This is a genomic window from Rhodococcus sp. 21391 (genome assembly GCF_016772255.1).
Classification (GTDB): Bacteria; Actinomycetota; Actinomycetes; order Mycobacteriales; family Mycobacteriaceae; genus Rhodococcus_F; species Rhodococcus_F opacus.
In genome coordinates, this window is record NZ_CP063781.1 from 1,371,475 (window position 1) to 1,397,361 (window position 25,887).

The window sequence follows — 25,887 nt, forward strand, 5'->3', positions numbered from 1 at the left end:
CTCCTAGCAGAATCCGGGAACGGAATCCCAGGCGCAGCCGGCGTCGGGAGCGTCCTCGCGCTCGACGGTCGCGTCGATCAACCCGTAGGGGCGGTCGGCCGCGAAGAACACCTCGCCGGGGTTCTCGAGTCCGAACGGTTCCAGGTCGACGAGGAAGTGGTGTTTGTTCGGCATCGAGAACTTCACCTCGGCGATCTCGGGGTGCGCCTCGAGCACCGCCGAACCCATCTGGAACAGGGACTGCTACAGCGCGAGCGAGTGCGTCGTGGCGAACGCCTCCAGCATGACTGCCCGCACGTTCTCGAAGGTCTTGTCGAAGTCGACGTCGGTGGTGAGGTACCGCCACCGGGCGCTCACCGACGTCGCGAGGATCCGGTCGGACGTTTCCTGCAGGGTGGTGTACTTGTCCTTCGGGTAGCCCCGGAACTCCGAGCCCGTCGACTTCAGCACCACCATGTTGCTGAGCCCGGACACGATCCATGTCCGGTCGCCGTCGATGGTGACCACGGTGTTTCGCCGTTCGTCGCTCGATCGGACGAAGGAATGGTCGTGGCCCTCGCCGTCGACCGGGATCCGTGCCCACGAGTACTGCTCGATCTCCCATCGGCCGCCGGTGATCCACTCGAATTCCCCGGTGAAGTGCTGACCGAGTCGCATGGCGAACGTCTCGATCGGGCCGACGCCGTCGCGGGCGAACGCGTACACCGTGTTCTACTGGGTGTCCGTGGCCACGACGTGCGCGTTGTCGCCTTCGGTGTGCACCGCGTCGAGGTCGCCGCGCAGTTGCGACGTCACGGTGACGTCTTCGATCTCGTGTCGCTTCGTGTCCCGCGTGATCTTGACCAACCGGACTTCTGCCTTGCCGTACTGGTTCTGGCCGAGCACGATCTTGCTCATGATTAGCTCCCTCGGTAGGTCGAGTATGCGAACGGGCTGAGAAGGACTGGTACGTGGTAGTGCTGTTCGCTGTCGGTCAGAGCGAACGTGATGGTGATGTCGGGGTGGAACGCCGGACGGCCCTTCGCGGCGAAGTAGCGTCTGGTGTCGAAGACGATCCGGTAGGTGCCCGGATCGAGTCGGGCGGGGCCCAGGGTTGTGACGCGTCCGTCGTCGTCGGTGACGGCGTCGGCCACGGTGATCCATGCGGAGTCGCGCTGGACCGTCAGCGATACCGGCACTTCCCGCGCGGGCATGCCTTCGGCCGCATCCAGCACGTGGGTGGTGACCTGGCTGATCTCGCTCATGCGTCCAGCATCCCGGCGAGACGACGTGCGGCGATGTCGCGCAGTTCCTCTGCGACAACGGCTAATTCGCTGGCCTCGCTGTTGAGTAGCCGGCTGTCGAGTGCGGTGTCGTGACAGGGGTCACAATTCATGTCAAGACCCAAAATTGAATTGATCCAGATTCGGATGCGAGTGCGATCCGTGGCGTGCTGGAGTCATGACGTGTGAAAGCTGTTGTAGAACAACAGCATATAAACACAGTCGCGCCGAATTGCGGGTCCCTAGTCTTTGCCGCCCGCATCGTGATCGAACAGGCGGGGAAACACGAACCACAGCGTCGCGAACATCAGCGCGGCCACCACGCCGATCACGATCGCGACCGGACCGCCCACTGCCACTTCGGCAATCAGGAGCACGGTGCCGGTCATGGCTGCGGCGAGAAATCCGACACCCCACAGTGCGAACAGGTTGGCCCTGCGCAGGATGTCGACCCGGCGGCCCTGGCGGAACAGCACCCGGTGCCAGACCGCCGGGGCGATGAGCAGGGCCGAGGACACCGTTGCCAGGAGCACCGTGACGAGATGGAGCATGCGCAGGCCGAACGGCTGCTCCTCGTACGCCTCGGTGAAGGCGACCGCGAGGAGGAAGGCGAACAGGATCTGCACGCCCGCCTGCGCGACACGGAGTTCCTGAAGGAGCTCGCTGAAGTTGCGTGCGAGCCGTTGCGCGGGTGTCTCGGCGGTGCTCACCTCACGACCGTGAGTACTCGGAGGCCCGGCGGATCTCTTCGGGGGACGGGCGGACGCCGGTGTAGAGCACGAACTGTTCCGCGGCTTGCAGCGCGATCACCTCGGCGCCGGTGATGACGGTCTTGTGGCGTTCGGCCGCGGCACGGATCAGCGGCGTCGCGGCGGGCATGGCAACCACGTCGAACACGGCCTCCGCCGCGTCGATCGCGTCGAGTTCGAACGCCAGATCTTCGGCTTCGGGACCGCCCGCCATGCCGACGGGGGTGGCGTTGATCAGGAGCCCCGGCCGTGCCGCGCCGAGTTCGGGTTGCCAGTCGAATCCGTACTGCTTCGCGAGGGCGCCGCCCGTCGTCTCGTTGCGGGCGACCACGGTGACGTCGGTGAAGCCGTAGTCGCGCACGGCGGCGACCACAGCTTTGGCCATTCCGCCGCTCCCGGCCACCGCCACGGACAGCGAGTGGTGCAATGCGTTGTCGCGCAACAGGTTCGCGATGGCCTGGTAGTCGGTGTTGTAGGCGTGCAACACCCCGTCCTCGTTGACCACCGTGTTGACGGATTCGATGACCGACGCCGATTCGTGCATCACGTCGACGTACTCGATGATCCGCTCCTTGAACGGCATGGAGACACCGGCACCGCGGATCCCCAGCGCGCGGATGCCGCCGACCGCAGCCTGGAGGTCGTTGGTGGTGAACGCTTTGTAGACGAAATTGAGGCCCAGCTCGCCGTACAGATAATTGTGAAACCGGGTGCCGATGTTGCTCGGTCGGCCGGAGAGCGAGATGCAGAGAAGAGTGTCTTTGTCGAGCTGGTTCATCCGGTAAATACTAGTAGTGGGCTCCCATCCGTGCGCGTTCTCAGCTCCGAATACACGGTGACGACGACAAAGGAGCAGGGCTGCGATGACGACGACGATCGGTGACCGGCACGAGGCGGCGCGGACGCCCCGGAGACGGCGGCACCTGCTCTCCCGCGCGCTCGCCGGAGTGATCGCCGCCGGCATCGTGCTCGGGGTGGGCGAACTGCTGTCGGTGCTGATCGACCCGAACTCGTCGCCGTTCTATGCGGTCGGATCGACGACGGTGGACCGCAGTCCCGCCTGGGCTCGCGAGTTCGCGATCGACACGTTCGGAACCAACGACAAACCCGCCCTGTTCGTCGGCATGACGATCCTCATCGTGCTCCTTGCCGCGATCGCGGGCATCGTCGAGCGTCCCCGCGCCCCGTTCGGCAGCGCGATCCTGGCGGCTCTCGGGCTGGTGGGAATCTACGCCTCGACCCAGCGCCCCAGCGCCACGTGGATGTGTGCGCTGCCGACCGTGGTGGGGGTCGTCGCCGGCATCGCGGTTCTGCGGGTGCTGACGGCCGCCGCGCGGGCACCCGAGCACTCGGACGCCGAGGATTCGTGGTTGCCGCGCCGAACTTTTCTTCTGCTGGCCGCGGCCGCCGCCGCGACCGCCGCGGCCGCGGGAGCCGCCGGCCGGTACCTCGGGCAGCAAGCCGCGGGAGCTCTGGACAACCGTAGCGCCTTCGCCGTTCCCGAGGTGACGGACCGGGCGGCCCCGATCGCTCCGGGCACCGACATCGACGTGCCGGGCGCCACCCCGTTCGTCACGTCGAACGAGGAGTTCTACCGGATCGACACCGCACTACGGGTCCCACGGTTGACGACGGACGACTGGAAACTGCGCATCCACGGCATGGTGGACCGCGAGGTCACGCTGACGTGGGACGACCTGGTCGCGAGGACGCCCGTGGAACGGGTGGTCACGCTGACGTGCGTGTCCAACGAGGTCGGCGGAAACCTCGCCGGCAACGCCACGTGGATCGGCTACCCGATCAAAGACATCCTCGACGAGGCCGGGGTGCACCCCGACGCCGACATGCTGCTGTCCACGAGTAGCGACGACTTCACGGCGGGCACCCCGGTCGAGGCCTTGCGGGACGGACGCGACGCGATCCTCGCGGTGGAGATGAACGGTGAGCCGTTGCCGTTCGAACACGGTTATCCGGTGCGGCAGGTGGTCCCCGGTCTCTACGGCTACGTGTCGGCCACCAAATGGGTGGTGGATTGGGAACTCACACGCTTCGACAAGGCGGAGGCCTACTGGACGAAGCGCGGATGGTCCGCGAAAGGTCCGATCAAGACCGCGTCCCGGATCGACGTGCCCGCATCGTTCACGCCCACCGCGCCGGGGCCGATTCTCGTCGCCGGAACCGCCTGGGCACAGCACCGCGGCATCGAGAAGGTGGAGGTGCGGGTCGACAACGGCGAATGGCAGACCGCGACCCTCGCCCCGCAGTACACCATCGACACCTGGCGGCAATGGACCTGGGAGTGGCAGGCCACATCCGGACTGCACACCCTCCAGGTGCGGGCCACGGATCTGGAGGGCAACGTTCAGGTAGAGGAGCGGACGCCGCCGATCCCGGGTGGCGCCACCGGCTGGCACACGCGTTCCTTCACCGTGTCCTGAAGCACCGCCTTCTGAGGTGCTCACGGACACCGCTCCGCCACCTCGGCGAGCGCGTCGCGGTCCGCCAGCGTCACCGGAAGCCCGTACTCCACCGCCACCGACAGGTACTTGCCCGCGTAGAAGCAGTGGTACGCCGGATTCGGCGGAAGCCAGTCCTGCGGGGTCCGGTCGCCCTTGTCCTGATTGTCCGCACCGTTGACGGCCAGCAGGTTGAACGTGACGTCGTTGGCGAACCGCAGCCGACGCTCGGGCGACCACGTCGACGCGCCCATGTCCCACGCCGCCGCCAAGGGGTAGACGTGGTCGATCTGAACGGCTTTCGCGTCGGCTCGGTCGAATTGGAGCACCTCGCCGGAATACGGATCGGCGAGGACCCCGCTCAGCACCACGCAGCCGCGGGTGCCGTCGCGGAACGCCACCGAGCGGAGATCGAGCGCGAGAACGTTGTTGCGGGTGTCGCACCCGTCGTGGCCGGCGGCGGCGTCCTGGTCGTCGGTCCAGGCCGGGCCGAAGACGCACAACTCCTTGCCGGAACACCCGCGCTGATATCCGCCGGGGTGCGGACGGGACTCGACCGTCGCGACCCGGCCGAGCAACTCCTCGATGTGTGCGCGGGGCGGACTGCCCGGTGCCGGGCCGGGGCCGCTGAGGTCGAGAAGCGACACCCCGCAACCGCAGACCGTCAGGATCGCCACCAGCCACGCGGCCACGTACAGAAGTCTCATGCGTCCCCCGGCGCTCGACCCATCTCCCCCTACCACCGGGAGTATGCACCGGGCCCCCGACACGTCAAGTGAAGGGGAGGCGCACCGCGGCGATCGACGACAGGTGCGTGCCATCGTGGCCGATCACCCAGGAACCGCCGCTCTGCCGGCATTCCGCGAGCAGATCGAGGGTGCGGAGGAGGAAGAAGATCGCCTCGCTGGGGGTGGGGGTAACCGCAAGCCTGTGTGCCTCACCGTGTTTCATCCCGTCGAGCCACACACCCGACTGTCCGTCCAGTCGAATCGTGACGATGTGCGTGGCATCGACGAAGGCGTACTTCCGTTGCTCCCACGGAGTGGTGAGCGCGTACCCCTGTTCGAGAACCTGGATCAGGATGCTCATGACCGACTCCCGAGTGTCCGGCAGCTACGTCTCTCCAGCATCTACCTCGGAACCGGTGAAAGCCAGACCTGCTAACCGAACTCGATCACGACCTTGCCGCTCGTGTGACCGGACTCGACCATCGCGAGAGCGTCACCGGCGTGCGCGAACGGGAATCGGTGAGCGACCCGCGGATCGAGGGTCCCGTCGGCCACCAGCGCGGCCAGCTCCGCGAACACCGCGGACGTTCGGCGCCGTTCCACCCCCGAGCCGCCGAGATCCCGCGCGGCGAGCGGATCGCCGGTGCTGAGGATCGCCGCCGGATCCGCGACCACCCGCGCCGCCTCGGCGAGCGCGTCACCCCCGACGAGGTCGAAGACGGCGTCGACCGGGCCGGGTATGCGTGCGGCCAGTCCGTCTCCGGACGCCACCCAGGTGGCACCGAGCGATTCGACGATCTCTCGCTTGCTCTCGCTCGCGACTCCGATCACGGTGACGTCCCACGCCGCGGCCAACTGCAGCGCCACCACCCCCACACCGCCGCCCGCGCCAACGACGAGCAACCGGCTGCCGGGCGCCAGATCCAGGGTGGTCAGCGCGTCGTACGCGGTTCCCGCCGCGACGGGGAGCGTGGCCGCGTCGGCGAACGAGACCGGCTCGGGCTTGTGCGCCGCAGAGGCCGTGTTGACCAGGGTGTACTCGGTGTAGCCGCCGAAGCCGGTGGCGGTCGCGCCGAACACGGGATCGCCGACCGCGAAGCCGGTCGCCCGGGGCCCGACATCCGCGACCACACCGGCGACCTCCCGGCCGAGAACTGCGGGAAGGGTGACGGGGACGGTGTCCTTGCGCGTTCCCGCCCGCACCTTCCAATCGGCGGGGTTCACGCCGGCCGCGTGGACGGCGACCAGCAACTGTCCGGGGCCGGGGGAGGGAACGGGGACGTCGAAGAACTGCTGCGTCTCGGGGCCGCCGTACTCGCTGAAGCCGTATGCCATGCTCACGCCCACAGTCCTATCACGAACCGGGGTCGGAATTCGGGCACGACGGAGGCCCGCCGACGTGGAGTCGGCGGGCCTCCGTCGTGAGAACTCAGGAGCCGAACAGGCCGCCCAGGGAACCTGTGCCTCCGCCGCCTCCGCCGCCACCCATCAACGGTCCGAGAACCTGGATGAGCTGAACGAGGACTTCCAAGATCTGTTCCATGTCCATTTTGTCTTCCTCCGATCACTGCGATCACGTACGGCAGCGATCCCGGTGAGTTACCGGCGTGGACGGCCGCCAACTCGTTCATCGGTGGAATATGGTCGAGGGTTACATGCCACGAGCAGGGACTTCACGCGCTGTCGGTCGCACCTGCTTGGATGGGTGCATGCTGCACGGCCTCTGGACACCGGGTTCGGGTCTCATGCTGTGGGTGGAGGACCGGAATCCGGCCGCCGAGGAGCCGACGGATGCGGTCGGGCGGGTGCTGGCACGGAAGTTCCGGCATCACGTGAAGGTGCCGATGCCGACGCCGTCGGGGCCGGAGATGCTCGAGTGGGCCGCGGTGGCGCTCGCACCGCCGGACGCGACGGAGTTCCTGCTGTCGGTGTCGGCCCGCGACCCCCGGGTCGCCGGGGATCTGCGCTACCTCGCCCACGTCGCCCGCGGTGTCGAGCGGTGGGCACGCGCCGGCCGGGTGGTGCCCGAGGTGCACCGCGCGGAGGGCGGCTGGTGGCCGCGCTGGCGGCTGCTCGGCGGTGAGCGGCAGCGTGCGTGGCTCACGGAGCTGGCCGTCGCGATGCCGCCGGTCCAGCGTCACGGCACGACCCCCCGCGCTGTGCTCGACGACATGGTCACCGAGCTGACCGACCCCGTCGCCCGCCGTGTCCTCGAACGCCGGCATCCGGACGATTCCGCCACCGACGGGGATCATCCGCTGATCGAAGCGCTGCTGCGCGGCGACCAGTTCGACGAGGGCACCGCCCAGCTGTCGGGTTCGCTGGACGGGTGGCGCGACAGCCTCAAGGTGGACGAACCCGAACTGGTGCTGCGGCTCCTCGAGCCGGAAGACGTTGACGTGGAGGGGGACTGGGATCCGGACACGGTGCTGTGGCGACTGGAGGTCTGTCTTCGTCCGGAAGGCGAAGCGCCGGTGCCGATTCCGTTGCATCACACGGAGGCGAGTCGCCTGCAGATCGGGGTGCGCAAGCTGACGGAGGCCGTGGCCGCCTACCCGCGACTGCAGGACGTCCCCAGTGATCCCGACAGCCTGGACCTGATGTTGCCCACCGCCGTGGTCATCGACCTCGTCGGACACGGTGCGGTGGCGTTGAAGGAGAAGGGCATCAGCCTGCTGCTGCCGCGGGCGTGGAGTGTGGCGTCGCCGTCGATGCGCCTGAGGGTGAGCTCGCCGAGCACTCCGGCGAGCGCGGAGAACCGGGCCGTCGGCAAAGACCAGTTGGTGCAGTACAACTGGGAACTGGCACTCGGCGACACGGTGCTCACCGCCGCGGAGATGAATCGACTGGTCAACTCGAAGAGTGATCTCGTGCGGTTGCGCGGCGAGTGGGTGCGGGCGGATCAGGAGGTGCTCTCCCGTGCCGCGCGGTACGTGGCGGAGCGGCACGCGAGCGGCGACCGGGCCATCGTGGACCTGCTGAAGGACCTGATCGCGGACGATCTCTCCGACCTTCCCGTCGAGGAGGTCACGGCCACCGGCTGGGCGGCCGCGTTGCTGGACGGCGACACGAAGCCGCAGGAAGTGCCGACCCCGGACGGGTTGGACGCGACGCTGCGCCCGTATCAGAAGCGGGGACTCGACTGGCTGGTCTTCATGAGCCGCCTCGGCCTCGGCGCCGTCCTCGCCGACGACATGGGTCTCGGCAAGACACTGCAGTTGCTCGCACTGCTGGCACACGAGAACGCCGCGACACCCACGATGCTGGTGTGCCCGATGTCGGTGGTCGGCAACTGGCAGCGCGAGGCGGCACGCTTCGTTCCCTCGCTGCGGGTGCTCGTCCACCACGGTCCGCAGCGGCTGAGCGGTGAGGACTTCACCGCCGCCGTGACGCAGAGCGATCTGGTGATCACCACGTACGCGCTGCTGGCCCGCGACGTCGCGCACCTGAAGGAGCAGGACTGGCGGCGTGTCGTGCTGGACGAGGCGCAGCACATCAAGAACGCGAAGACGTCCCAGGCGCGGGCGGCGCGGAGCATTCCGGCGGCGCACCGCGTCGCGCTGACGGGCACTCCGGTCGAGAACCGGCTCGACGAACTGCGCTCGATCCTCGACTTCGCGAACTCGGGCATCCTTGGCTCGGAGGCGATGTTCCGCAAGCGCTTCGTGGTGCCGATCGAGCGGGAGCAGGACGAGGCGGCCGTCGCCCGGCTCCGCGCCGTCACGTCGCCGTTCGTACTGCGCCGCCTCAAGACCGATCCCGCGGTCATCGCCGACCTCCCGGACAAGTTCGAGATGACGGTCCGTGCCAACCTCACTGCCGAGCAGGCCGCGCTGTACCGGGCGGTGGTCGACGACATGATGGCGCAGATCAAGGACAAGAAGGGGATGAAGCGCAAGGGGGCCGTCCTCGCCGCCCTGACGAAACTCAAGCAGGTGTGCAACCACCCGGCACACTTCCTGCGCGACGGGTCGGCGGTGATGCGGCGCGGACAGCACCGCTCCGGCAAGCTGGGGCTCGTCGAAGACATCCTGGACTCGGTGGTCGCGGACGGCGAGAAGGCGTTGCTGTTCACCCAGTTCCGGGAATTCGGCGACCTCGTGACCCCGTACCTCGCGGAGCGTTTCGGTACCCCCGTGCCGTTTCTGCACGGGGGCGTCTCCAAGCAGAAACGCGACGACATGGTGGCCTCGTTCCAGGCGGACGACGGGCCGCCGATCATGATGCTCTCGCTGAAGGCGGGCGGGACGGGCCTGAACCTCACCGCGGCCAATCACGTCGTTCACCTCGACCGGTGGTGGAACCCGGCGGTCGAGAACCAGGCCACGGACCGGGCGTTCCGGATCGGTCAGCGGCGGGACGTGCAGGTGCGCAAGCTCGTGTGCGTCGGCACCCTGGAGGAGCGGATCGACGCGATGATCGCCACCAAGCAGGAGCTGGCGGATCTCGCCGTCGGGACGGGCGAGAACTGGGTGACGGAGATGAGCACCGAGCAACTCGGTGAACTGCTGCGGCTCGGCGACGAGGCGGTGGGCGAATGACGAATCGGCGACCCGGGCCGTACTTCGGCCAATACGGCAAGCGTCGACCGGTGACGGGCGGGCTGGAGGCACGATCGCAGCGCGGATCGTTCGGGCGCACGTGGTGGGGCCGCGAATTCGTCGACATCATCGAGTTCGTCGCCGACAAGGGCCGGATGAGCCGCGGGCGGAGCTACGCGCGCAGCGGACAGGTGATCTCGCTCGAGATCGCCGGGGGGATGGTCACGGGAGAGGTCCAGGGCAGTCAGCTCCAGCCGTTCGTCGCCACCGTCTCGATCGATCGCCTCGACGACGCGGAGGTCGCGGAACTCGTCGCGCTGGTGCGTCGGCAACCCGGCAGTCTCGCGATGCTGGCGGGCGGCGGAGTTCCGGAGGTTCTCGGACCCCTGCTGCTGCCCGCCGGGGCGTCCGCGCTGAGCTACGACTGCACCTGCCCGGACGACGGCTGGCCGTGCAAGCATGCGGCGGCGGTCGCGTACCTCACCACCGAACGCATCGACGAGAACCCGCTCGAGATCCTGACGCTGCGCGGCGTCGACCTGGACATGCTGATCGACGGCGTCGGCGGCGACTCCTCCGACGCGGACGTCGACGACTGGTTCGGTGACGAGTCCCATCTGCCCGACCTGCCCGACGCCGACTTCCGGGCGGCGATCGACGACCTCGACCCGCTGCTGCTGCGGAAGGCGATCCGATCGGTCAGCGAGGACGAGCGCGCGGTGGACGCCGCGATCCGGGAGCTGAAAGCGCTGTACCAGCACTTCCGCTGACCGTGCGATGATGAGAACGCGGAAGTTCGCCTCGTTCCGCGACCGGGAGCTGGTCACTCATGTTGACGGTCTACCTGCTCGGCGAACAGCGCGTATCGAACCCGGAGGATGCCAGGGTCGGCCCCATCTCGTCACGGGCGATCGCGTTGCTGGCCTACCTCGTGCTGCACGCCGGACTCGCTCAGTCCAGGACCCGCCTCGCGGGGCTGTTCTGGCCCGAGTCGAGCGAGCAGCAGGCCCGCACCAACCTCCGGCGGGAACTGCACAATCTCCGCGGCCTCCTCGGATCGGACGGTGCGCTCGCGGCGGACGGGCCGACGCTCACGTGGACGGACTCGTCGTCGTGCCGGGTGGACGTCGACACCTTCCGCAACGAGCGGTCGGCCGCCGTCGCGGCCCTCGCCGATTCCGACCCGCGGGCATTTCTCGATCACGCCGACCGCGCGATCGACACCTATCGCGGCGAACTCATGCCCGGAACCTACGAAGACTGGGTCCTCGAGCACCGCGAGGTGCTGCGCAGGCAGTGCGTCGAACTCTGCGAGGCGACGGTGCGGGTGTTGCGGGAGTCGGGTGACGTGGAGACCGCCACGGCGTGCGCGCGCCGACGTATCCAGCTCGACCCCCTGGAGGAGGTCGGGTACCGGACTCTCATGGAACTGCAGGCCGCGTCGGGCGACCGGGCGGCGGCGATGACCACCTACCATCGATGCGCGGCCGTTCTCGAGACCGAACTCGGCGTCACGCCGAGCGCGGCGACCAGCAGGCTGTTCGACAACCTGCTGGTGGAGCACCCGAGGGTCGGTGCCGGCGCGGCTCGCCGGCCCGAACGCGTCCGGACCGCGGTGCCCGCTCTGATCGGGCGGGAGCGTGAACGCGGGGAGTTGCAACGGCGGTGGCAGCAGTCCCTCGACGGCAGGCAGGGACTGCTGCTCGTCTCGGGGGACGCGGGTGTCGGCAAGACCCGGTTGACCACCGAACTCGCGGAGATCGCTCGCGCCGACGGAGCGGTGGTGGCGACCACGAGGTGTTTCGGACTGCCGGGCCGCGTCGCGCTGGCGCCCGTCGCCGAGTGGCTGCGCAGCCCGGATTTTCGGTCCGCGATCGGGTCTCTGAATCCGTTGTGGCGGGCCGAGGTCGAACGGCTCGTCCCGAGCGCCGAGCCCGGGCCGCGACCGTCGACGTCCCGGGCGATGGTCGACGCATGGCAGCGTCACCGCTTCTTCGAGGGAACGACGCGTGCGGTTCTGTCGTCGGGCCGGCCGGTCCTGCTCGTCCTCGACGATCTGCAGTGGTGCGACGCGGAGACGACGGCCTGGCTGGCCTTCCTGCTCTCACTCGACACCCACATGCGGGTACTGGTGGCTGCGACCGCCCGCACGGACGAGGCGCGGTCGCGACACGATGTGCGGGAAGCGCTGCGGGCCCTCCGGTCGGCACGGCTGGTCACCGACGTCGAGGTGGACCCGTTGACCGCGGAGGGGACCGCGGAACTGGCGCGGTCCCTCGGCGGCCGGGCGCTGGACCCGTCGGAGGAGGCGGTCCTGTACGCCGCGACCGGGGGCTACCCGCTGTACGTCGTGGAGGCCGCCAGGATGGTGCCGGGCATGGATGCGACCGGGCGCGGCGGGGGCGCCGACGACCTCGGCGAGGTGCTGCAGCGGCGGCTCGAACAGTGCTCGGAACCCGCGCGGGACGTCGCCGGCCTCGCCGGTGCGCTCGGCACGGATTTCGATCTGGACCTGCTCAGCGAGGCGAGCGACCTGGACGCGGATTCTCTCGTCCAGGCGGTGGACGAACTGTGGCGGCGGAGGATCGTCCGGCCGGCGGGCACCGGCTACGATTTCGTGCACGACCTGGTCCGGGAGGCCGCGTACCGTTCGGTCAGCCCGCCGCGACGCTGGCTCCTGCATCGGCGGCTGGCGCAGGGACTCGAACTTCTCCACGCGGGCCGCACGGACGACGTGGCAGCGCAACTCGCCGAGCAGTATCGGCGCGGCGGCCGCCCCGACCGCGCGCTCCACTATCTGCAGCGCGCCGCCGAGGTGGCAGCCAGCGTGTTCGCGAACGCGGAGGCTCTGCGGCATTTCCGGGACTGCCTCGACCTCCTCGAGGCGATGCCGGTGGGCCGCAACCGGGACGCTCATGAGGTGGATGTGCGGCAGGGCATGTCGGCGCCGCTGACCACCCTGTACGGGTACTCTTCCGCCGAGCTCGAGCAGACGCTGGACCGCACAGTCGAGCTGGGGCAGCGTCTGCGCCGGCCGAAAGTCGTGCTCGGTGCCCTGATCGGATTGTTCGCGGCACACTTCGTGCAGGGGCACACCGCGCAGGCCCATGGCATCGGCGTGCGTGCCCTCGAACTGTCCGCGGCCGATCCCGAGTTCGAGGGTCAGGCGCAGTTCGCCGTGGCGGGGGCCGCCCTCGCTCTCGGCCGTCCGAGGGATGCGATCGAACATTTCGACGTCGCGCTGCGATCGTTCTCCGACGACTATTCCTTCATCCTCGGGACCAGGCTCGAGGTGCATGCCCACGCCTGGGAGTCGCACGCGTACTGGATGATCGGTGACGAACAGAAGGCGGCGCGGTCGTGTGCGGATGCCCTCGCATTGGGCAGGACCTGCGGCCACCCCTACAGTCTCGCGGTGGCGTTGGGATACGCATCGGTGCTGTATCAGATCCGCGGCCACGACGCAGCGCTCCTCGCCTCGCTCACCGAGTTGCGGGAGCTGTGCGAGCGCTACCACTTCGCCTACTACAGTCAGTGGTCGCAGATCCTCGAAGGCCGGCTCCTCGGCGGCGAACCGGGAATCGCGAAGATCCGCGAGGGGCTCGCCGAGTTGCGCCGGCAGCGGGCGTTCGCGCGTATGCCGTACTGGCTCTCACTGCTGGCGGAGGTCCAGATCGACGTCGGGTGGAGGGACGCGGCCCGCGCCACGCTCGATGCCGCCCGGATCGCCGCCGAGCAACACGACGACCGCTGGTGGTTGCCGCAGGTGCTGCGACTGCGTGCGGACGCCGGACCGTTCGCGGGCGGGGCGCCGGCGCGAACGGTGCGCGAACGCCGGATTCCTACGGTGTGAATTACCAGGTACGGCCCGTTCCGGGGCCTGCCGATCCGAGGAGAAGGCTATGAGTACCACCACCACGAATTCGACGCCGTCGACGACGACACCGCCGCCCTACGCGGAACTGGCCGCATCGCTACGCGGAGAGTTGATCACCCCCGACGACGCCGGCTACGACGACGCGCGTGCGGTGTACAACGCGATGATCGACCGTCGACCCGCGGCCATCGCGCGGTGCGCCAACGCCGCGGATGCCGTCGCGTGCGTGAAGTTCGCGCGGGAGCATCACGTCGAACTCGCGGTTCGCGGCGGAGGACACAACGCGGGAGGTCTCGGCGTGTGGGACGGTGCCCTCGTGATCGATCTGTCGGGGATGCGCGGAACCACGGTCTCGCCCGCCGACCGGACCGTCCGGGTGGACGGCGGGTGCACCTGGAGCGACGTCGACCATGCCACCGTGCCGTTCGGCATGGCCACCCCGTCCGGGTTCATCGCCTCCACCGGTGTCGGCGGGCTGACGCTCGGCGGCGGGATCGGCTACCTGACGCGCCGTTTCGGTCTCACCGTGGACAACCTGCTCAGCGCCGACGTCGTCCTCGCCGACGGCACACTGGTGACGGCGAGCGAACGATCCCATCCGGACCTGTTCTGGGCGCTGCGGGGAGGCGGCGGAAACTTCGGTGTGGTCACCTCGTTCCAGTTCGCGTGTCACGACATCGGCGACCACGGCACCGTCGTCGGCGGGCCGGTGCTGTACGACCTGGAAGACACGCCCGACGTGATGCGGTGGTACCGCGAACTCCTGCCGTCGCTGCCCGAGGAACTCAACGGCTGGATCGGGCTGCTGACCATTCCGCCTGCGCCGCCGTTCCCCGAGGAACTGTGGGGACGCAAGGCGTGCGGCGTCGTCTGGTGCTACACCGGCGACCCGGACAAGGCCGACGCGGTACTCGAACCGATCCGCGACTTCGGAAACCCGCTGCTGGTCGGACTTCACGAAATGCCGTTCACCGCATTGCAATCCGCCTTCGACGGACTGTACCCGGCCGGATTGCAGTGGTACTGGCGCGCCGACTTCGTCCGGGAGATCTCCGACGACGCCATCGACATCCATCTGGAGTTCGGCCGTCAGCTGCCCACCGGGCATTCGACGATGCACATGTATCCCATCGACGGCGCGGCGACGCGGGTCGCCGAGGATGCCACGGCGTTCGCGTACCGGGACGGCGGCTGGGCCGCGGTGATCGTCGGTGTCGACCCCGATCCGGCCAACGCCGAGGTCATCACGGACTGGGCCAAGCGGTACTGGGAGGCCCTCCACCCGACGACCGCGGGCGGGGCGTACGTCAATTTCATGATGTCCGAGGGTGAGGACCGCGTGCGTGCCTCCTACCTCGGCAACTACGACCGGCTCGCGCAGGTGAAGGCGAAGTACGATCCGGACAACCTCTTCCATGTGAACCAGAACATCCGTCCCGCGGTCCGGTCGGAGCACTAGTCGCAGCCGTATGGATCCGGGGCAGGTGTGGGCGGCGGCATGGCCCGTCCTGATCGGCGCGGCAACGGGCCTGCTGGCCGTCTGGGTGGTGCTGGCGCTCGTGCTGTGGCGATCGAGACCCGACAGCACCCGGATCGGGGAGACGATCCGGGTGCTCCCGGACGTGCTCCGTCTCCTGCGCCGCCTCGCAGCCGATCCCGACCTGCCCCGGGGTGTGCGCGTCCGGCTCGTCCTGCTGCTGGTCTATCTCGCGGTTCCGATCGACCTGATACCCGACTTCGTCCCCGTCATCGGATACGCCGACGACGTGATCATCATCGGCATCACGCTTCGCTCGGTGATTCGCCGCGCAGGTCCGCAGGTCGTGGCTCGGCACTGGCCGGGCACCCCTGAAGGCCTCGAGGCCGTGCGCCGGGTAACGTGCCTACCCACCTGCTCGTGACGTCCGGACCGAGAGGATCCCGCCATCAGTACCTCCAGAGACGACCTGCCCGCGTTCACGTACCCCGAGGTGGGGGCGAGCCGCGACGTTCCCTTCCCTGCGGGATATCACCATCTGACCGAGCAGAAGGTGATCGGCTCCGGGGCAGACACATTCGCCGCAGCCGCCGCCCACCTGTGTGCCTGGGGGATGCACCGCGACGCCGGGCTGGACGTGCGGGCCGACGCTCCGACGGCCTCGCCCGGCACGTCGGTCGAACTGCGATGGGGCATCGGTCCGCTCCGGCTGACGTTCTCCTGCCGCGTCGTGTACGTCCTCGACGAACCGCATCGCAAGGGATTCGCGTACGGGACGCTGCCGGGTCACCCCGAGCGCGGCGAGGAGAGCTTCGTCGTCGAACAGCGGCCGGACGGCACCGTCCTCGCGACCATCTCGGCGTTCTCGAAACCGGATCGATGGTTCACCCGGCTCGGCGGGCCCGCCGGCCGGGTCGTGCAGAGGGTGATGACGCGCAAATATCTCGAGGCGTTGGCCGAGGCCGCACGGTAGGCCGGAGCGTCCGAATCACGTATTCTCGTGGTTGGACCGGACCGGACGGGACCTTTGCAGTCCGACTGCCTGATCCGATGTGTCTCACCCCTGACAGAGCTGGAGCCGCCGGAATGATGCCCGTACATCTACGCGACAGCGTGATTCCGAAGCACGAGCAACTCCGTGCCATCCTGCTGCACAAGTGCACCAAGGAACTTCAGCCCGGAGACCTGATGACGAGTGAACGAAAACTGATGCAGGACTACGGCGTCAGTCGCATCACGGTTCGTGAGGCGATCGGGCAGCTCGTCAACGAGGGTCACCTGGTACGGGTGCGTGGCAAGGGCACGTTCGTCGCGCATCGTCCGGTGCAGTCGAAACTCCACCTGGCCTCGTTCACGGAGGAGATGCGGGCGCAGGGGCACAAGCCGACGACGGTGGTGCTCCAGAGCGAGGAGGACGCGGCGCCGGAGGCCACCGCGAAGGCCCTGCGCATTGCGCCGGACACCAGCGCCTATCACGTCAAACGGCTCCGGCTGGCGGACGGCGAACCGGTCAGCGTCGACGACGGCTGGTTCAACGCCGCGCTGCTTCCCGGCCTGCTGGACCTCGACCTCACCGGCTCGATCTACCGGGCGACCGCCGACAAGTACGGCATGCCGATCGACCGGGCGGAGCAGACCGTGAGCGCCGACGGGGCGAGCCAGGAGATCGCGACCCTGCTCGGCATCAAGAAGGGCGCCCCGGTGATGTACTTCGACCGGGTGTCCTTCAGTGGTCCCACGCCGGTCGAGCACACCCGCAGCTGGTACCGGTCCGATCGCTACCAACTGCAGATGGAAGTTCAGGGGGAGCGGACTCAGCGCAGCGTCTGAGCCCGGCCGCCCCTCCGTTCTACGGCGCCGTCCAGTCGAACAGGGCGTCGCCGGTGGTCACGTCGGATCCGATGGTGTCGGTGGACACCGAATCCGGCTTGGAGTCCATGACGACGATCGGGCAGATGGCGGAGTATCCGGTGCCGTCGATCTCGGTCGGATCGAATCGCACCACGGGATCACCTGCGTCGACGTCGTCGCCCTCCGCCGCCAGCAGGGTGAACCCGTCGCCCTTCAGCTTCACGGTGTCGATTCCCAGGTGCACCAGCACACCGCCGCCCGCCGAGCCCAGAATGACGAACGCGTGCGGGTGCAGTTTGAGGATCTTGCCCGGGATCGGCGCGAGCACGTCGAGGGCGCCGCGGTCGCGCGCCGGTTCGATCGCGACTCCGGAACCCACCATCTGGCCGGCGAATACGGGGTCGGGCACGTCGGCCAGGGCGAGCACGCGGCCGGGCAGTGGAGCCTGCACGGACAGGCTCACAGGATGTCCTCGATGTCCTCGGCCAGCGTGTCCGCCTCGGGGCCGACGATGACCTGGACGACGCTGCCCGCCTTGAGCACGCCGTGGGCGCCTGCGGCCTTGAGCGCGGCCTCGTCGACCTTGGCGCCGTCCTTGACCTCGGTGCGCAGGCGGGTGATGCAGGCCTCGATCTCGACGATGTTGTCGGCACCGCCGAGGCCGCTGATGATTGCGTCCGCTTTGGACATCGGTTCTCCCTCGTAGTTCGTGTTCGAGCTGCAGGTGATGGTGCCGGATGGGTTAGCTGGATCACATTTGCCTGTTGACATCCCGTGCTCACCTGGTCAAACTAGCAACTGGTTATGACCGGACAGTACCCGTTGGGGGTGCTGGTCCACAATAGTTTTCCCGAAGCCGTACGACGCGCTCGCCGCCGCCGGTTTCGGGACTCACCAGACGCCGATTCGGCGACCGAAGCGCACAGAGAAGGCCGATATGACTGTCGTAGACAGCCCGAAAAAGGAATCAGCGGTGTTTGCCGGGTTACAGCGCCTCGGGCGCAGCCTGATGCTGCCGATCGCGGTACTGCCCGCGGCCGGCATCTTGCTGCGGCTCGGCCAGGACGACCTCCTCGGCCGGTTCGACTCGATGCACACCGCCGCATCCGTCATCTCCGCAGCCGGCCAGGCAGTGTTCACCTGGCTGCCCCTCATCTTCGCGGTGGGCATCGCGATCGGCTGGGCGAAGAAGGCGGACGGTTCCACCGCTCTCGCCGCAGTGGTCGGATACATGGTCATCAACGGCGTGTTCGAAGCCATGTCGCCGGTCGTCCTCGAAGGCAAAACCGATCCGAACGGCGACCAGGCGCTGATCAACTACGGTGTGCTCGCAGGCATCGTGATGGGTCTGCTGTCCGCCATCCTGTGGCAGCGGTTCTACCGCACCAAACTGCCCGACTACCTCGGATTCTTCAACGGGCGCAGGCTCGTTCCCATTCTCACCGCCGTCACCGGCCTCGTCGTCGGCGTCCTCATGGCGTTCCTGTACCCGGCATTCAACTCCGCCCTCACGTGGGTGGGCGAGACCGTCGCCGAGAACTCGGTGATCGGTGGCGGCGTGTACGGCATGGCCAACCGTCTGCTCATCCCGACCGGACTGCACCACATCCTGAACTCCACCGTGTGGTTCCTCGTCGGCGACCACCAGAACGCGAGCGGAGAACTCGTCCGCGGCGACCTCAACCGGTTCTTCGCCGGCGACCCGAGCGCAGGCATCTTCATGACCGGCTTCTTCCCGATCATGATGTTCGCCCTTCCCGCTGCAGCACTGGCGATCTGGCGCAACGCCCGGCCGTCGCAGAAGAAGCTCGTGGGTGGCATCATGCTCTCCACCGCGCTGACGGCGTTCCTCACCGGCATCACCGAGCCCCTCGAATTCGCGTTCATGTTCGTGGCATGGCCGCTGTACCTGATCCACGCGTTCCTCACCGGCACCTCGATGGCGCTCGTCAACGCGCTCGGCATCCACGACGGATTCACGTTCTCCGCAGGCTTCTTCGACTACGTGCTCAACTTCGGCAAGGCCACCAACGCGTGGATGCTGATCCCCATCGGGCTCGGGTACGCGGTCATCTATTACGTCCTGTTCAGCTTCGTCATCAAGAAGTGGAACCTGCGCACTCCCGGTCGGGAGGACGACGCGGAAACGAACACCGACACGAACGCCGACACTGAGAAGGCAGGTCAATGAGCATGGCTACACGAACGGTCCTCATCGGTTCCAAGGTCGGACTGCACGCCCGTCCCGCTGCGAAGTTCACCCAGGCCGCCGCGGCGGTACCCGTCGCAGTGCAGATCGCGGTCGGCGAGTCCGCGCCGGTGGACGCAGGCAGCATGCTCGCGGTGATGACGCTCGGCGCCGAATTCGGTACCGAAGTGACGATCACCGCGGAAGGGGAGGGCACCGAGGACGCCCTCGACCGCCTCGCCGACCTGCTCGCCTCCGACCTCGACGCCGCCTGATGCCGACGGCTACGGAAGTTCTCGTACACGGCCTCGGGGTGAGTCCGGGCCTGGTCTGCGCACCCTGGCTCGCGTTCGGGACACCGGTCGCGACGTCGGCCGAAGACCCTGTCGGCGAATCGGTCACGGCCGAGGTCGCCCGGGTGCGGGACGCTCTCGCGACCGTGTCCGCCGACCTCGAAGCCCGCGCCGCTCAGGTGGACGGCGTCGCGTCCGAGATCCTGCTCGTGTCGGCGGCCATGGCCCGCGACCCGGGAATCGTGTCCGCCGCCGAGGAGAACCTTCTCGCCGGCATGCCGACGGCACACGCCGTGAGCGTCGCGTTCGACGGCTACTGCGCCACACTCGAGACCCTCGGTGGGTACCTGGCCGAACGCGTCGCGGACCTGCGTGACCTCGGGCATCGTGCGGTCGCGGTGCTGCTGGGAGTCCCGATGCCCGGCATCCCCGATCCCGGGTACCCGTTCGTGCTCGTCGCCCGCGACCTGTCGCCCGCGGACACCGCGATGCTCGGCGGCAGCGACGTGGTCGGCCTGCTCACCGCCGAGGGCGGGCCGACTAGTCACACTGCGATCCTGGCGAAATCGCTCGGCCTGCCCGCGATCGTGAACTGCGCCGACCTCGACCGGTTGGCCGAGGGAAGGCCGGTGCTGCTCGACGGGACGACCGGCGAGATCGTCGTCGACCCCAGTGACCTTCGACAGGCAGAGGCGGCCGAGCAGATCGCCGAGGCGCTAGCGCGGGTCGCGGCCACGAGTGGACCGGGCCGCACCCGGGACGGCGCACCCGTCGGCCTGCTCGTCAACATCGGCACCATCGACGACGCCGCGCGTGCCGCCACCGCGGATTCGGAGGGCGTCGGCCTGTTCCGCACCGAATTCCTGTACCTCGGCAGGCAGATCGCGCCCACCCTCGACGAGCAGCTCGCGACCTACACGTCGGTGCTGGAGCAGTTCCCGGGACGCAAGGTGGTGGTCCGGACACTCGACAGCGGCTCCGACAAACCACTGCCGTTCCTCGACCTCGGCGCGGAGGAGAACCCGGCACTCGGCGTGCGCGGACTGCGGGTCGGCACCGTCTACCCGGACGTCCTGGCCACCCAATTGGAGGCGCTCGGCGCCGCGGCGGCCGCCACCGGCGCGGACCTGTGGGTGATGGCACCGATGGTCGCGACGGCCGAGGAGGCGGAGGCCTTTGCCTCGCTCGCCCGCTCACGCGGAATCGCCAAGGCCGGGGCGATGATCGAGATCCCCTCGGCAGCACTGCGTGCCCGCGACCTGCTCGAGCACCTCGATTTCGTCAGTATCGGGACCAACGACCTGAGCCAGTACGCGTGTGCCGTGGACCGGATGGCAGGCAGTCTCGCCCCACTGCTCGACCCGTGGCAGCCCGCGGTCCTGGACCTCATCGGCCTGGTCGGCGCGGCAGGAGCGGATGCAGGCACACCCGTCGGTGTCTGCGGGGAGGCCGCGTCCGATCCCGCGCTGGCCCCGGTGCTGGTCGGGCTGGGCGTCACCAGCCTGTCCATGGTCGCCCCGTCGCTGGATGCCGTGCGTGCCCGTCTGGCAGCCACCGACCTCGGCCTGTGCCGGGAGATGGCGGTCGCCGCACGCGGCGCACGGTCCCCGCAGGCCGCACGATCGGCGGTCGCCGCTCTCACATCCGGAGCGCCTCGATGATCCTGCGGGGCAAGGTCGTCGTGGAGGACGGCATCATCGCCGACGGTGTGGTGATCACCGACGGCGACCGAATCTCCTGGGTCGGGTCCGCCGTGCGGTACCGCGGAGAAGTGCCGCTACCGGAACCGAGTTCGTCGATACTGCTGCCGGGCCTGATCGACCTGCACTGCCACGGCGGCGCCGGCGCGGGGTTTCCCAACGCCGACGCCGACGGGGCCCGGCGGGCCGCGGACCATCACCGCGAGCACGGCACCACCGGACTGCTCGGCAGCCTCGTCTCGGCAGGGGAGCAGGACCTGCTCCGGCAGGCCGGAATCCTCGCCGATCTGGTGGAACGCGGTGAGCTCCTCGGGATCCACCTGGAGGGTCCGTTCATTTCCGGTGCCCGGTGCGGTGCGCAGGATCCCGCATCCGTGATCCCCGGCGATCCCGGCCTGTTCGAGAGGATCTGCGATGCCGCGCGCGGCACCGTCCGGTCGATGACGCTCGCGCCGGAGACCGCGCACTTCGGCGAACTTCTCGCCGCGATGCGCCGGCTCGACGTGCTACCGAGCCTCGGTCACACCGACACCGACGCGGCGACCACGTCCGCGAGGATCGCCGACGCCGCCGGCGGCCCACTGACCGCCACACACCTGTTCAACGCGATGCCACCACTGCACCATCGCGCGCCGGGACCGGTGGCCGCATTCCTGGCCGCGGCCGGTCGCGGCGACATCGTCGTCGAATTGATCGCGGACGGAGTGCATCTCGCGCCCGAGACCGTGTCGATGGTGTTCGACACCGTCGGGCCCGACCAGATCGTCCTCGTCAGTGACGCCATGGCCGCCGCCGGTGTCACGGACGGCGACTACCAGCTCGGGCCCCTGGACGTGCGCGTCTCGCGCGGTGTCGCCCGGCTCGCGACCACCGACGGGTCCGAGGGGGCCATCGCAGGCGGCACCGCACGGCTGCTGGACGTGGTCCGCACCGCCGTCGTCGACAGCGGCATCCGACTCGCCGACGCCGTCGCTTCCGCCACCAGGACTCCGGCCCGGCTGCTCGGCCTGGAGTCCGAACGCGGCAGCCTCGCCCCGGGCCGCCGCGCCGATATCGTCGTGACCGATCACCAACTGCGCCCCCGCGGCGTGTTCGTCGGCGGAATACCCGCCGAAACGGAAGGACTCGCATGGAAATCGTAATCCGGCAGACGCCGTCGGACGTCAGCTCGACCGTCGCGGACATCGTCGAGGGGTACGTGCGACGCGGTCCGGCGACGCTGGGCCTCGCGACCGGCTCGTCCCCGCTCGGAAGCTACCGGGAACTCGCCCGCAGGCACCGTGAGTCCGGACTGGACTTCTCGGACGCGCGCGCCTTCCTGCTGGACGAGTACGTCGGACTTCCGAAAACCCATGACCAGTCGTACTTCTCGGTGATCCGCTCGGAGTTCGTCGACCACGTCAACCTCGACACCGACCGCGTGCTCAGCCCGAACGGCGAATCGCCCGACATCGCCGAGGAAGGTGCGCGGTACGACGCGGCCATCGCCGACGCGGGCGGCGTCGACGTGCAGCTTCTCGGCATCGGGACCGACGGCCACATCGGATTCAACGAGCCGGGCTCCGCGCTGACCTCACGCACCCGCGTCAAGACCCTCACCGAGCAGACCCGCCTCGACAACGCGCGGTTCTTCGACAGCGTCGACGACGTCCCACACCACGTCCTCACCCAGGGGTTGGGCACCATCAGCGAGGCCCGGCACCTGGTGATGATCGCGTTCGGCAAGGGCAAGGCCGAGGCGATCGCCGCCGCCGCGGAGGGACCGCTCTCCGCGTTCTGCCCGGCATCGGTGTTGCAGCTGCACCGGCACGTCACCGTCGTGATCGACGAAGCCGCAGCGAGCAAGCTGCAACTCGCCGACTACTACCGGTATGCGCTGGAACACAAGCCTTCCTGGCAGTCGTTCTAGATGACACCCGTACTCGAACTGGCGGTCCAGGACGTCGCGGGCGCCCAGATCGCCCGACACGCCGGCGCGGTGCGCGTCGAGTTGTGCACCGCACTCGGCGCGACCGGCGGGTTGACGCCGAGCATCGGCATGATCGAAGCGGTTGCGGCCCAGGGGATCGCGGTGCACCCGCTGATCCGTTGCCGGCCCGGTGGATTCGTCTACGACGCCGACGAGATCGCCGTGATGGCTCGCGACGTTCGGGCCGCGGTGGGCGCCGGCGCGTCCGGGGTGGTGCTCGGTGCGCTCACGCCCGACATGTCCGTCGACCACGACGCGCTGCGCCGCCTGCTCGACGGCATCGACCCGTACGCGGTGGAGGTGACGTTCCATCGTGCGATGGACGTCGTCGACGACCGGGCGACCGCCGTCGATACGCTCGCGCGGTCGGGCATCAACCGGGTCCTGACCTCGGGCGGAGCGCCGCGGTGCATCGACGGCCTCGACGCCCTGTCCGGCATGGTCGCCCACGCGCACGGCCGGATCCAAGTGATGGCAGGTGGCGGGATCCGCGTCGAGGACATCGCCGCGGTCGCGGGCACCGGCGTCGACGCCGTGCATCTCTCCGCCCGCCGCACTGTCGCCGACAGCGGCGGTCCGGGCGGCGGGTCCGGCGGCTACGACGCCGTCGACGAAACCCTCGCGCGGGCAGCGGCGGCGGCGCTGGGGATCTGACTTCGACGGTTCCCTGTGGCCCCATGTCGAGATCCCTGCGAAGTCTGAATCACTCGCTAGTCCACAATGCCTGCATGGCAGCGACGGGTGACGCCCTTGGCGGCCTTGACAGCGGCGTGTCGCGGGTCGCGACCGTTTTCGATACAGCGTTGTGCCCGTCGGTCGACGGTCCCTTCATTCGGCCCCACCCCAGTACATACGCGGGCCTTTCTGATGCGTCGACGCGGGCTATTGCCACTGGCAAGGGCTGTTGCTAGTCTCGAACAGATATTCGAACAACCTTGGGGGAGGTTTGTTGTGGGGGCAGTACTTCTCGAGGAATTGCGCGCATTCACGGCGCGCCTGCAATGTGCCGAGACAACGAGTGGCGATGCGGGATTGGGCATCGATCTGCTCGATGCGATCGAGACGTTGAAGTCGGTCGGGTGTGCGGTGCAGGCGGTGATCACTGACGATGTCGCGACGAGTATCCGAGAGGACCGTAAAGCTCGGAGGCTCCCGCGATCCGAGTGGGCCCGGGGCGTCGGGTCGCAGATTGCGTTTGCGCGCAGAGAATCCCCGAACCGCGGCGGCCGGCATCTCGGATTCGCGCAGGCGCTGGTGCACGAGATGCCGCACACCCTGGCCCTGCTGCGGTCGGGTCGGTTGAACGAATGGCGCGCCACCCTGTTGGTGCGGGAGACTGCGTGCCTGTCGGCCGCGGATCGGGGCATCGTGGACCGCCGGTTGTGTTCGGACCCAAACACACTGGACGGGGTCGGCGACCGCGGTCTGATCGCACGGGCTAAGGCGTTGGCGGTGGAACTCGACGCCGCAGCGGTCGTGGCCCGGCACCGCAAGGCTGTGTCCGAACGGCGGGTCACAACACGCCCCGCGCCGGATTCGATGGCGTATCTGAGTGTGCTGATGCCGGTTGAGCAGGCGGTCTGCCTGCAGGCGACCCTGGGGCGGGACGCGGACAGCCTGATCGCCACCGGGAACGGCGGTGGCCGCACCCGCAATCAGCTGATGGTGAACTTGTTGTTCGACCGGGGCACCGGAGCCGAAGTGACGTCGGGTATTCCGGTGACGGTGAACCTCGTGCTCTCCGACGAAACGTTGCTGACCGGCGGGCACGAGGCGGCGCAGCTGCAGGGTTTCGGGCCGGTGCCGGCGGGGATCGCGCGGCAACTGGTCGCCGACGCCATCGATGGAGATGCCGAGACGTCGTTGCAGCGCATCTACGCATGCCCACAGTCGGGGTCGTTGACCGCGCTGGAATCCCAATCCCGAACATTTCCGAAAAGCCTGCGAAAGCTGATCGACCTGCGGGATCAGACGTGCCGCACCCCGTGGTGTGACGCCCCGATTCGACACCACGACCACATCCGCTCACACCGCGAATCCGGTGCCACCAGCGCGGAGAACGGGTCCGGGCTCTGCGAGGCCTGCAACTACGCGAAGGAAGCACCAGGCTGGACGGCCCGACCGGTGCACAACCCCGGCCGCACCCACCTCCTCGACCTCGGCACCCCGACCGGGCACCACTACCGATCTGCGGCCCCACCGCTCCCGGCCGCGGCACGACAGTCGGGAGTCGAGGCGGTACTCATCGCACAATTGCGTGCGTCTTGACCCGGCGGCCACAGGATTGGTCGTAGGGTCGTGTGCATGGCCAGCTGGAACGAGTTCGCCGAAGCTGCTCCGCGGATTGCCGCTATCTTCTCCCGTCGACATGCAGCGACCGGAAACCTCTGCATGCTTGGCACGCTTCGCTCCGACGGATTCCCGCGGATCAGCCCGGTCGAGCCGAGATTCTTCGAAAATCAGTTGTGGATCGCCGGAATGCCGAACACCACGAAGTTCCGGGATCTGGCTCGCGATCCGCGCTTCTGCCTCCACACCGCGACCGTCGACACCGAGGTGAAGGAGGGCGACGCAAAACTGTGGGGTGTCGTCGACGACGTCCAGGACAAGGCCCTGCACCAGCGTTTCGCGCAGGCGCTGTTCGACGAGACCGGGTTCGACATCCGGGGGCAGGAATTCGATCACTGCTACCGAGCCGACCTGACCGGCGGCTCGGCGGTGGAGGTCGGCGACGGCCACATGGACATCACCATCTGGAAACCGGGCGAGCCCGAGCACGTCGTGCGAAAGCACTGA

Annotated in this window: 25 protein-coding genes and 1 pseudogene; 16 read left to right on the forward strand and 10 right to left on the reverse strand. The window is 68.6% G+C overall.

What is annotated here, in order from left to right:
• Positions 1–3 precede the first annotated feature (3 nt).
• The 5 genes and pseudogenes from pucL to GO592_RS06470 form a co-directional block, all read right to left on the reverse strand.
• Positions 4–897, reverse strand: a pseudogene (pucL, locus tag GO592_RS06450) (factor-independent urate hydroxylase).
• A 2-nt stretch (positions 898–899) separates the two neighbouring features.
• Positions 900–1,244, reverse strand: a complete 345-nt coding sequence (gene uraH, locus GO592_RS06455; protein ID WP_007300574.1) for a hydroxyisourate hydrolase — start codon at positions 1,242–1,244, stop codon at positions 900–902.
• Positions 1,241–1,375 (reverse strand): hypothetical protein, encoded by a 135-nt coding sequence (locus GO592_RS45775; RefSeq protein WP_272943296.1) that lies wholly within the window; start codon positions 1,373–1,375, stop codon positions 1,241–1,243. Before GO592_RS45775 ends, uraH begins: the two co-directional genes overlap by 4 nt.
• A gap of 129 nt (positions 1,376–1,504) precedes the next feature.
• Positions 1,505–1,972 carry a DUF6328 family protein gene (locus tag GO592_RS06465; protein WP_007300575.1) on the reverse strand — a complete coding sequence of 156 codons (468 nt, stop codon included), beginning with the start codon at positions 1,970–1,972 and terminating at the stop codon, positions 1,505–1,507.
• A gap of 1 nt (position 1,973) precedes the next feature.
• Positions 1,974–2,789, reverse strand: a complete 816-nt coding sequence (locus tag GO592_RS06470) for a shikimate 5-dehydrogenase (RefSeq protein WP_005264949.1) — start codon at positions 2,787–2,789, stop codon at positions 1,974–1,976.
• An 85-nt stretch (positions 2,790–2,874) separates the two neighbouring features.
• Here GO592_RS06470 and GO592_RS06475 point away from each other — a divergent pair, with 85 nt between their 5' ends.
• The gene (locus tag GO592_RS06475) at positions 2,875–4,449 is read left to right on the forward strand and encodes a molybdopterin-dependent oxidoreductase (protein WP_007300576.1); all 1,575 of its coding nucleotides are present in this window, start codon (positions 2,875–2,877) and stop codon (positions 4,447–4,449) included.
• A gap of 20 nt (positions 4,450–4,469) precedes the next feature.
• On the opposite strand, the gene GO592_RS06480 is transcribed toward GO592_RS06475, so the two are convergent.
• From GO592_RS06480 to GO592_RS06490, 3 genes are all read right to left on the reverse strand, one after another.
• Positions 4,470–5,174 (reverse strand): HNH endonuclease family protein, encoded by a 705-nt coding sequence (locus GO592_RS06480; RefSeq protein WP_005566660.1) that lies wholly within the window; start codon positions 5,172–5,174, stop codon positions 4,470–4,472.
• A gap of 64 nt (positions 5,175–5,238) precedes the next feature.
• Positions 5,239–5,556, reverse strand: coding sequence for a hypothetical protein (locus tag GO592_RS06485; RefSeq protein WP_005252838.1), 318 nt, complete (start codon positions 5,554–5,556; stop codon positions 5,239–5,241).
• Between the two features lie 71 nt (positions 5,557–5,627).
• The gene (locus GO592_RS06490; RefSeq protein WP_007300577.1) at positions 5,628–6,530 is read right to left on the reverse strand and encodes an NADP-dependent oxidoreductase; all 903 of its coding nucleotides are present in this window, start codon (positions 6,528–6,530) and stop codon (positions 5,628–5,630) included.
• A gap of 374 nt (positions 6,531–6,904) precedes the next feature.
• Between GO592_RS06490 and GO592_RS06495 the strand changes: the two genes are divergently transcribed.
• From GO592_RS06495 to GO592_RS06525, 7 genes are all read left to right on the forward strand, one after another.
• Entirely contained in the window at positions 6,905–9,736 is a 2,832-nt protein-coding gene (locus tag GO592_RS06495) for a DEAD/DEAH box helicase (RefSeq protein WP_007300578.1), read from the forward strand.
• Positions 9,733–10,506: an SWIM zinc finger family protein gene (locus tag GO592_RS06500; protein WP_007300579.1), complete on the forward strand. Its 774-nt coding sequence runs from the start codon at positions 9,733–9,735 to the stop codon at positions 10,504–10,506. Before GO592_RS06495 ends, GO592_RS06500 begins: the two co-directional genes overlap by 4 nt.
• A 59-nt stretch (positions 10,507–10,565) precedes the next feature.
• Positions 10,566–13,589, forward strand: coding sequence for an ATP-binding protein (locus GO592_RS06505; protein WP_007300580.1), 3,024 nt, complete (start codon positions 10,566–10,568; stop codon positions 13,587–13,589).
• Between the two features lie 49 nt (positions 13,590–13,638).
• Entirely contained in the window at positions 13,639–15,072 is a 1,434-nt protein-coding gene (locus GO592_RS06510; RefSeq protein ID WP_007300581.1) for an FAD-binding oxidoreductase, read from the forward strand.
• A 10-nt stretch (positions 15,073–15,082) separates the two neighbouring features.
• Positions 15,083–15,514, forward strand: a complete 432-nt coding sequence (locus tag GO592_RS06515) for a YkvA family protein (RefSeq protein WP_005563044.1) — start codon at positions 15,083–15,085, stop codon at positions 15,512–15,514.
• Between the two features lie 69 nt (positions 15,515–15,583).
• Positions 15,584–16,063 carry a DUF1990 family protein gene (locus GO592_RS06520; protein WP_007300582.1) on the forward strand — a complete coding sequence of 160 codons (480 nt, stop codon included), beginning with the start codon at positions 15,584–15,586 and terminating at the stop codon, positions 16,061–16,063.
• A 113-nt stretch (positions 16,064–16,176) separates the two neighbouring features.
• The gene (locus GO592_RS06525; RefSeq protein WP_005563042.1) at positions 16,177–16,920 is read left to right on the forward strand and encodes a GntR family transcriptional regulator; all 744 of its coding nucleotides are present in this window, start codon (positions 16,177–16,179) and stop codon (positions 16,918–16,920) included.
• A 19-nt stretch (positions 16,921–16,939) separates the two neighbouring features.
• On the opposite strand, the gene GO592_RS06530 is transcribed toward GO592_RS06525, so the two are convergent.
• Positions 16,940–17,404 (reverse strand): PTS sugar transporter subunit IIA, encoded by a 465-nt coding sequence (locus tag GO592_RS06530; RefSeq protein ID WP_007300583.1) that lies wholly within the window; start codon positions 17,402–17,404, stop codon positions 16,940–16,942.
• Positions 17,401–17,631 (reverse strand): glucose PTS transporter subunit EIIB, encoded by a 231-nt coding sequence (locus GO592_RS06535; protein ID WP_005563039.1) that lies wholly within the window; start codon positions 17,629–17,631, stop codon positions 17,401–17,403. The genes GO592_RS06530 and GO592_RS06535 overlap by 4 nt, the downstream gene beginning before the upstream one ends.
• A 247-nt stretch (positions 17,632–17,878) precedes the next feature.
• On the opposite strand from GO592_RS06535, the gene GO592_RS06540 reads away from it, so the two are divergent.
• The 8 genes from GO592_RS06540 to GO592_RS06575 all read left to right on the forward strand — a co-directional run bounded on the left by GO592_RS06540 (position 17,879) and on the right by GO592_RS06575 (position 25,887).
• The gene (locus GO592_RS06540) at positions 17,879–19,132 is read left to right on the forward strand and encodes a PTS transporter subunit EIIC (RefSeq protein ID WP_050998700.1); all 1,254 of its coding nucleotides are present in this window, start codon (positions 17,879–17,881) and stop codon (positions 19,130–19,132) included.
• Positions 19,129–19,404: an HPr family phosphocarrier protein gene (locus GO592_RS06545; RefSeq protein ID WP_007300585.1), complete on the forward strand. Its 276-nt coding sequence runs from the start codon at positions 19,129–19,131 to the stop codon at positions 19,402–19,404. Before GO592_RS06540 ends, GO592_RS06545 begins: the two co-directional genes overlap by 4 nt.
• The gene (ptsP, locus tag GO592_RS06550) at positions 19,404–21,083 is read left to right on the forward strand and encodes a phosphoenolpyruvate--protein phosphotransferase (protein WP_039952806.1); all 1,680 of its coding nucleotides are present in this window, start codon (positions 19,404–19,406) and stop codon (positions 21,081–21,083) included. Before GO592_RS06545 ends, ptsP begins: the two co-directional genes overlap by 1 nt.
• Entirely contained in the window at positions 21,080–22,264 is a 1,185-nt protein-coding gene (locus GO592_RS06555) for an N-acetylglucosamine-6-phosphate deacetylase (protein WP_007300587.1), read from the forward strand. The genes ptsP and GO592_RS06555 overlap by 4 nt, the downstream gene beginning before the upstream one ends.
• Positions 22,252–23,031 (forward strand): glucosamine-6-phosphate deaminase, encoded by a 780-nt coding sequence (nagB, locus tag GO592_RS06560; protein ID WP_007300588.1) that lies wholly within the window; start codon positions 22,252–22,254, stop codon positions 23,029–23,031. Before GO592_RS06555 ends, nagB begins: the two co-directional genes overlap by 13 nt.
• Entirely contained in the window at positions 23,032–23,745 is a 714-nt protein-coding gene (locus GO592_RS06565; protein ID WP_007300589.1) for a copper homeostasis protein CutC, read from the forward strand.
• Between the two features lie 297 nt (positions 23,746–24,042).
• On the forward strand, positions 24,043–25,359 hold the full coding sequence (locus tag GO592_RS06570) for an HNH endonuclease (RefSeq protein ID WP_039952807.1): 1,317 nt from the start codon (positions 24,043–24,045) through the stop codon (positions 25,357–25,359).
• 36 nt (positions 25,360–25,395) lie between these two features.
• Positions 25,396–25,887: a pyridoxamine 5'-phosphate oxidase family protein gene (locus GO592_RS06575; protein ID WP_005252867.1), complete on the forward strand. Its 492-nt coding sequence runs from the start codon at positions 25,396–25,398 to the stop codon at positions 25,885–25,887.